General features: G+C 74.1%; 5 protein-coding genes. All 5 read left to right on the forward strand.

Annotated features, from left to right (window positions below; translation table 11 throughout):
* The first annotated feature begins 101 nt into the window (after window positions 1-101).
* The 5 genes from CA984_RS24755 to fmt all read left to right on the forward strand — a co-directional run bounded on the left by CA984_RS24755 (window position 102) and on the right by fmt (window position 7,080).
* Complete coding sequence (locus CA984_RS24755) at window positions 102-2,189, forward strand: primosomal protein N' (protein ID WP_086575942.1); 2,088 nt, start codon at window positions 102-104, stop codon at window positions 2,187-2,189.
* A 76-nt stretch (window positions 2,190-2,265) separates the two neighbouring features.
* Complete coding sequence (locus tag CA984_RS24760; protein WP_242676149.1) at window positions 2,266-3,882, forward strand: hypothetical protein; 1,617 nt, start codon at window positions 2,266-2,268, stop codon at window positions 3,880-3,882.
* A 39-nt stretch (window positions 3,883-3,921) separates the two neighbouring features.
* Window positions 3,922-5,304 carry a hypothetical protein gene (locus CA984_RS24765; protein ID WP_086575943.1) on the forward strand — a complete coding sequence of 461 codons (1,383 nt, stop codon included), beginning with the start codon at window positions 3,922-3,924 and terminating at the stop codon, window positions 5,302-5,304.
* Window positions 5,305-5,596: 292 nt separating this feature from the next.
* Window positions 5,597-6,145 carry a peptide deformylase gene (def, locus tag CA984_RS24770; RefSeq protein WP_086575944.1) on the forward strand — a complete coding sequence of 183 codons (549 nt, stop codon included), beginning with the start codon at window positions 5,597-5,599 and terminating at the stop codon, window positions 6,143-6,145.
* Between the two features lie 5 nt (window positions 6,146-6,150).
* Window positions 6,151-7,080: a methionyl-tRNA formyltransferase gene (gene fmt, locus CA984_RS24775; protein WP_086575945.1), complete on the forward strand. Its 930-nt coding sequence runs from the start codon at window positions 6,151-6,153 to the stop codon at window positions 7,078-7,080.
* Window positions 7,081-7,205: the final 125 nt, after the last annotated feature.

The following is a 7,205-nucleotide window of genomic DNA, read 5'->3' on the forward strand; positions in this document are numbered from 1 at the left end:
CCCGTACGGCCGCGCCCCACTGGCCGGCCGCCTTCCCCGCGCCGGGCGCGCTCCGCGGGCCGGCCGCCTTCACCGCCCCCGGGATCTGGTAGGACAAGTGGGTGACCCACGCCAGCCCCTCACCAGACGACGGCGCCCTGCTGCCGCTCGACGCCGTACGTGAGCGGCCCGCGCCCGTTCCCGCCAGGCCGGCCAAGGGGGTTCCGGAGCCGGCCGCCGTGCTGCCGGTCGCGCGGGTGGCCGTGGACACCCCGCTGCCGCACCTGGACCGGCCGTTCGACTACCTCGTCCCGGCCACGGTGGACGCCGACGCGGTGCCGGGCGTCCGGGTCCGGGTCCGCTTCGCGGGAAAACTCGTCGACGGCTTCCTGCTGGAGCGGCTGGAGGCCAGCGAGCACGAGGGCAAGCTGGCCCGGCTGGAGAAGGTCGTCTCGCCCGAGCCGGTGCTGACCCCGGAGATCGTCGCGCTGGCCCGCGCCGTGGCCGACCGCTACGCCGGAACCCTGGCGGACGTCCTGCGCCTGGCCGTCCCGCCCCGCCACGCCAAGGTGGAGGCCGAGGCGGTCCCCCCGCCTCCGGACGCCGAGCCGCCGGACGGCCCCGAGTCCGGACGGGAGGCCGGGCCGGGCCCCTGGGCCGACTACCCGGACGGGGAGGCGTTCCTGGCGGCCCTCGCCGAGGGGCTCTCGCCGCGCGCGGTGTGGACCGCGCTGCCCGGGACGGGAGAGGGCGGGCCGCAGTGGGCCACGGCGGTCGCGGTGGCCGTCCGGGAGACCCTCCGCGGCGGCAGGGGCGCGCTCGTGGTGCTCCCCGACGGCAAGGACGTGACGCTGGCCGACGCGGCGCTGAGCGCCGCCCTGGAGCCCGGCGCGCACGTGGCGCTCACCGCCGACCTGGGGCCCGCCGAGCGCTACCGCCGGTGGCTGCGGGTGCTCCGGGGACAGGCGCGCGCCGTCGTCGGCACCCGGGGGGCGGCGTTCGCGCCGGTGCGCGACCTCGGGCTGGCGGTGGTCTGGGACGACGGGGACGACCTGCACGCCGAACGGCTCGCGCCGTATCCGCACACCCGGGAGATCCTCGCGCTCCGGGCCTACCAGAGCCGTGCCGGCCTGCTCGTCGGAGGATACGCCCGTACGGCCGAGGCCACCCAGCTCGTCGCCACGGGCTGGGCCGGCACCATCGCCGCCGCGCGCGAGACGGTCAGGACCAGGGCCCCCCGGGTCCGTCCGGCCGGGGAGGACTCCGAGCTGGCCAGGGACGAGGCGGCGAGAGCGGCCCGGCTGCCCAGCCTCGCCTGGCGGGCGCTGCGGACCGGGCTCACGGCGGGCCCGGTGCTGGTGCAGGTCCCCCGGCGGGGATACCTGCCCGCGCTGGCCTGCCAGAACTGCCGGGCTCCGGCCCGCTGCGGGCACTGCAGCGGGCCGCTCGCGCTGCGCGGCGGCCACGCCGCCCCCTACTGCCGCTGGTGCGGCCGGATCGCGGGGCAGTGGCGCTGCGCCGCCTGCGGCGGCGCCCGGGTGCGGGCGCAGGTGATCGGCGCCCGCCGTACGGCCGAGGAGCTGGGGCGGGCCTTCCCCTCGGTCCAGGTCAGGACCTCGGGTAAGGACGGCGTGCTCGCCACCGTGGGCGCCGCCCGCGCCCTGGTGGTGGCCACCCCGGGTGCCGAACCGGTGGCCGAGGGCGGTTACGCGGCGGCCGTGCTGCTGGACGGATGGGCGCTGCTGGGCCGGCCGGACCTGCGGGTCGCCGAGGAGACGCTCCGCCGGTGGATGAACGCCGCGGCGCTGCTGCGGCCCCAGGCCGAGCTGGTCGTGCTGGCCGACTCCTCGGTGCCCGCCGTTCAGGCGCTGCTGCGCTGGGATCCGGTCACCCACGCCGAGCGGGAACTGGCCGACAGGACAGAACTGGGTTTCCCCCCGGCGGTAAGGATGGCCACACTGACCGGTTCCCCCGCGGCGGTCAGGGAAATGCTCGGCGAGGTTGTCCTGCCGGAGGGGGCGCAGGTTCTCGGGCCCGTCCCGGTCGACTCGCCCAGGGGCGACCAGGTGCGGGAACGCGCCATGCTGCGGGTTCCGAGAGGGGCGGGATCGACGCTGGCCGCCGCGTTGAAGGGGGCCGTCGGGGTGCGCTCGGCGCGCAAGGCTCCCGAGGTGGTCAGGGTGTGCATTGACCCTCTCGATGTGATTTGAGTTGTTTCCCCGATTCGCGGTGCTGACAGTAAGCCGTTAATTTTCCCCTGTGTCGATCGAATGGGTAAATCGGGCCGTGGACGATCTGCGTGCGTGGGGGCGCGCGTACGGCCTGGACGTTGACGTGGACGAGGTGCGGCTGCTCTGCGACTACGCGAGCGATTATCTGGACGTGAACGAGCTGGGTGATTTCACCCCGGTCACTTTCGAGGAACTGCTGCTCAACATCTATCCGCGCAAGGTCATCGCCCCGCCGGAAAGTGCCCCCGAAACCGTCGCCGCCGCCCGCACCCTGGTCGATTTCCTGCTCGCGACCGAGGAGATCGGCGGCAAGATGGCCGTCCGCATGCGGGTCGTCCTGGACCGGATCGAGCCCGAGATGCCGATCGCGCTGGCCGACACCTCGAAGTTCGGCATGGCCAAGAGCCTGTTCAGCGCGATGGGCGCCGACACGCTGGAGGAGGGCGACGTCTCGGTGCCGGCGGTGGAGGAACCCGCCGCCGAGTTCTGCGACTGCCCGGGATGCTCCCCCCTGCCCCCGGCACGGCTGGCCCCCCGCGAGGCGCTCGCCGAGAGCGCCCTGCGGGTGCCCCTGCTCACCGACGTCCGGCGGCTGGTCCAGTGGATGCTGGCCGGAGGCCGCACGCCGACGGTGAAGGGACGCCTGCGGGTCCGCGACGCGGCCGAGGCGACCGCCCAGCTCGCGGTGGCCGCCCCCGGCCTCCTGTGGGAGCTGGCGGTGCACACCGGCCTGGTCGAGGTCGAGGGCACCGCCATCTTCGACGGCGAGGACTTCGACCCGCTCGACACGTGGGCCGCGGTGGTGGAGTTCCTCGTGGAGAAGGAGACCGGCGGGGCCGTGACCGGCGACCGGTCCCTCGACGAGGAGCTCTACGGCCTGTGCGACATGCTCTACCGGCTGCAGGCGCCGGTGCCGATCCCCCTCGTCATGGAATACCTGGAGGAGATCGGGCTGCTCGACGACGGGGAGGTGGACGTCGCCGAGGCCGTGCGGGGGCTGGCCTACTGCGGGATAGCCGAGCCGAGCGAGGAGACCCTGGAGCTGACCGCACTGGCCGTCTGGGGCCTGCGGGAGCACTACACCGACCTGGGCATCGAGGCGCCCGAGGCGGCCGACCTGGCCGCCGCCGACGCTCCCGAGCTCATCGAGGGGTTGCTGTCCGGGATGTCCACCGAGATGGCCGAGGCCGACATCGAGGGCTGGCTGCGGAGCAGGACCCCGCAGCAGGCAGCCGCCGAGCTGCTGGGCGCCGCCTCCGGCGCGCCGTCGGTCGTCCGGGGCATCGCCGTCACGATCGTGGACCGGCTCGGCCCGGACGCCGAGTCCGCGGTCCGCCGCTGCCTGGACGAGGCCGAGCTCCGCCCGCACGCCATCCACTGGCTCTCCACGCGGGGCCTGGCCGCCCCGGCGCTCTCCCAGGAGGAGGTGCTCTGGATGAGCGTGGACATGCTCGCCCTGGCCATCTCCGCCGCCGATGACGACCCGGAGACGTTCGCCGAGAACATGGCCGCGTCCGGCCCGCCGGCACATGTGATCGAGGAGATGTGGCGGGTGGACCATCCCGAGGTCGTCGAGGTCCTTGAGCTGCTGGGCCGCTCCCTGAACGACCAGAACGTGGCCAAGGCCGCCCGCAAGGCCGCCTTCAAAGCACGGTCCCGGGCTATCGGTTAGCCGTACACCCGTGTGGCTCCAGTGCAGTAAGTTTCACGGGTGGCAAAGAGCGGGAACACCGGCAACGTCTTCGATCTCGGCGAACTGCGCAGGCTGGTCGACGAGCTGGGATCGGGGTCCCGGGAGGCACGCGCGGCCGTGCTCGACGCGACCTCTCCCGACGACAAGGACTGCGACTGCCCGGGCTGCGGCACCGAGGTGCTGACCTTCCCGCCGGTCGTGCTCGCCCCCGACGACGAGCTCGCGGCCGCCGTGCTCCGGGTCCCCCTGGTGCTGGACGCCCAGCGGCTGGCGGCGTGGACCGGCACCCGCGAGGTGACCCCCGAGGGCCTGCTGCCCGACCCGTTCCTGCCCTGCGCCGAGCTCGGAGTGCCCAATCCGGCGCGGCTGCACCTGCTCTGGGTGGTCGCGGTCAACACCGGCATGGTCCGCATCTCCCGGGGCGTGGCGACGGCCGGCCCGCTGGCGCTCTCCGCCGAGCTGCCCTCCGCGGCGCTGCTGGGGTTCTGGGACGGCGTGGTCATGGACGTCCTGGACCGCGCGGACGACAGCCTGACCGGGTCCTCGGTGGTGGACGACCACCTCGCCGAGATGCTCGCCACGATGTACGCCGTGAGCGACGGCCTGTCTCCCGCCACCCTGGTCAAGGGCATCCTCCAGTCGCACGAGGTGGCCTGCGAGGCCCGCCCCGCCGAGATGCGGGCGCTGACCGCGGCGCTCCCGGGCGAGCTGCAGGGCGCGCTCTCGCTGCTGGGCTACTGCGGGCTCATCGAGCTGTCCGGGGCGGGCTGGCCCCGGCTGACCCCGCTGGGCATGTGGGCGGTCCGCCAGGACCTGCTGCGCGAGGGCCACGACGCGCCCACCGGGGCCGAGGTCGCGGTCTTCGCCGACCTCGGCGCGGCCGAGCTGGTCGAGGCGATCATGAAGCGCTCCGCCGCCCCCAGCGCCGTCACCGTGTGGCTGGAGTCCCGTTCCCCGGAGGCCGCCGCCCGCGAGCTGGTCAAGATCGCCGCATCCGGTACGGCCGGCCAGCGCGGCACCGTGGGCACGATCCTGGAGGAGCTCGGCCCCGAGGCCGAGGTCCCGCTGAGGGAGGCCCTCAGCGAGCCCGCCATGTGGCGCTACGCCGCCTCCTGGCTGCACATCCGCGACCTGCCGGCACCCGCCCTGACGCCCGCCGACAGCACCTGGATCGCGGTCGACACGCTCGCCTCGCTGATCCACCTCGGCAACGCCCCCGAGGCGATGTGCGAGTTCGACATGCTCGAACCCGGCGAGGACCTGGTCCGCGTCGTCGAGGAGATGACCTCGGTCGACCATCCCGACACGATCGCCGTGCTGGACCTGCTGGGCGCCCACCACAGCGACGCGGCGGTGGGCAAGGCCGCGCGGAAGGCGGCCATGAAGGCACGTTCGCGCTGAGGCCTGTTCCGCGGAGCGGGTCACCGGGGTGGGGAGCGCGGTTCCACAATCTGTTCCGCACAGCGGGTCACCGGGGTGGGGAGCGCGGTTCAGCAGCCTGTTCCGCGGAGCGGGTCACCGGAGCGGGGAGCGTGGTTCCACCGGCGCGTCCGGCGGTCGCCGCCGCGCTCGGGGCCGGCCGCCGGCCGGTCGGGGACCTCGCCGCCGAGCCGTGCGCGCCCGGAAGATCCGAGGGACACTCCCCACGGCCCTTAGACTGTGGGAATCCCCGAAAAGTGTGAGGAGAGCCCTGTTGGCCATTCAGTCGATCCGCCTTTTCGGCGACCCTGTGCTGCGCACCCCCGCCGAGCCGGTGAAGGACTTCGACAAGGAGCTGCGCAAGCTCGTCAAGGACCTGACCGACACGATGATGGACGCCCCCGGGGCCGGCCTCGCCGCGCCGCAGATCGGGGTCGGGCTCCGGGTCTTCACCTACTACGTGGACGAGCAGCTCGGGCATCTGATCAATCCCGACCTCGACCTCTCCGTGGAGAAGGACGAGGAGGGCGAGGAGGGCTGCCTGTCCTTCCCCGGCCTGTCCTTCCCCACGCCCCGGGCGATCCGGGCCGTGGCGACCGGCCTCAACATGCACGGTGAGCCCGTCACCCTTGAGGGCACCGACCTGATGGCCCGCTGCTTCCAGCACGAGACCGACCACCTGGACGGGGTGCTGTTCATCGACCGGATGGATCTCAAGCAGCGCAAGCTCGCCATGAAGGAGATCCGCGAGGCCGAGTGGAGCGGTCTGTCGGCCCCCGCGTTCAAGTTCTCCCCGCACGCCACCCACGGGAAGGCTCTGTAACAACCTTGCGCCTGGTCTTCGCCGGAACCCCGGACACCGCCCTGCCCTCGCTGCGGGCCCTGCTCGACTCGCCCCGCCATGACGTCGTCGCCGTCGTCACCCGGCCGGACGCCCAGTCGGGCCGGGGCCGCAAGATCCACCCGAGCCCCGTCGCCGAGCTGGCGGAGGAGGCGGGCATCGAGGTCCTCAGGCCGCCGAAGGCGGGGGACCCCGAGTTCCTGGAGCGGCTCCGGCGGATCGACCCGGACTGCTGCCCGGTGGTGGCCTACGGAGCCCTCCTGCCGCAGTCCGCCCTGGACATCCCGCGTCACGGCTGGGTCAACCTGCACTTCTCGCTGCTGCCCGCCTGGCGCGGCGCCGCCCCCGTGCAGCACGCCGTACTGCACGGCGACCAGATCACCGGCGCGGCCACCTTCCGGATCGTCAGGGAGCTGGACGCCGGCCCGGTCTACGGTGTGGTCACCGAGGAGGTCCGGCCCGCCGACACCAGTGGCGACCTGCTCGCCCGGCTCGCCGAGTCCGGCGCCGGACTGCTGGCGGCGACCCTGGACGGGATCGAGGACGGCAAGCTGGAGGCCGTGCCCCAGCCCGCCGACGGGGTGAGCGTGGCGCCGAAGATCGGCGTGGACGACGCCAGGGTCGACTGGTCCGCGCCCGCCATGCGGGTGGATCGCCTCATCCGCGCCTGCACGCCCGCGCCGGGCGCGTGGACGGAGTTCCGCGGCCAGCGGGTCAAGCTCGGCCCGGTACGGCCGGCACCCGACGCCCCGGCTCTGGACCCCGGCCGGATCGCGGCCTCCAAGAACTCCGTCCTGGTCGGCACGGCCACCCACCCGGTCGAGCTGGGTGAGGTGCAGCCGCAGGGCAAGCGCCTGATGGGCGCGGGAGAGTGGGCCCGCGGTGTGCGGCCCGCAGACGAAGATCGGCTGGGCTAGGGATCATGAGTAATCGGGGGAACGGCGGAGACGCTCCGCGCGGTGGCGGGCGTGGGTCCGGAGGCCGTTCACGCGGAGGCCGGCCGGGCGCGCCCGGCGCACGGGGCTCCGGCGGAGGCAAGGAC

The sequence above is a fragment of the Streptosporangium minutum genome, assembly GCF_002149035.1.
GTDB classification, from domain to species: Bacteria; Actinomycetota; Actinomycetes; order Streptosporangiales; family Streptosporangiaceae; genus Streptosporangium; species Streptosporangium minutum.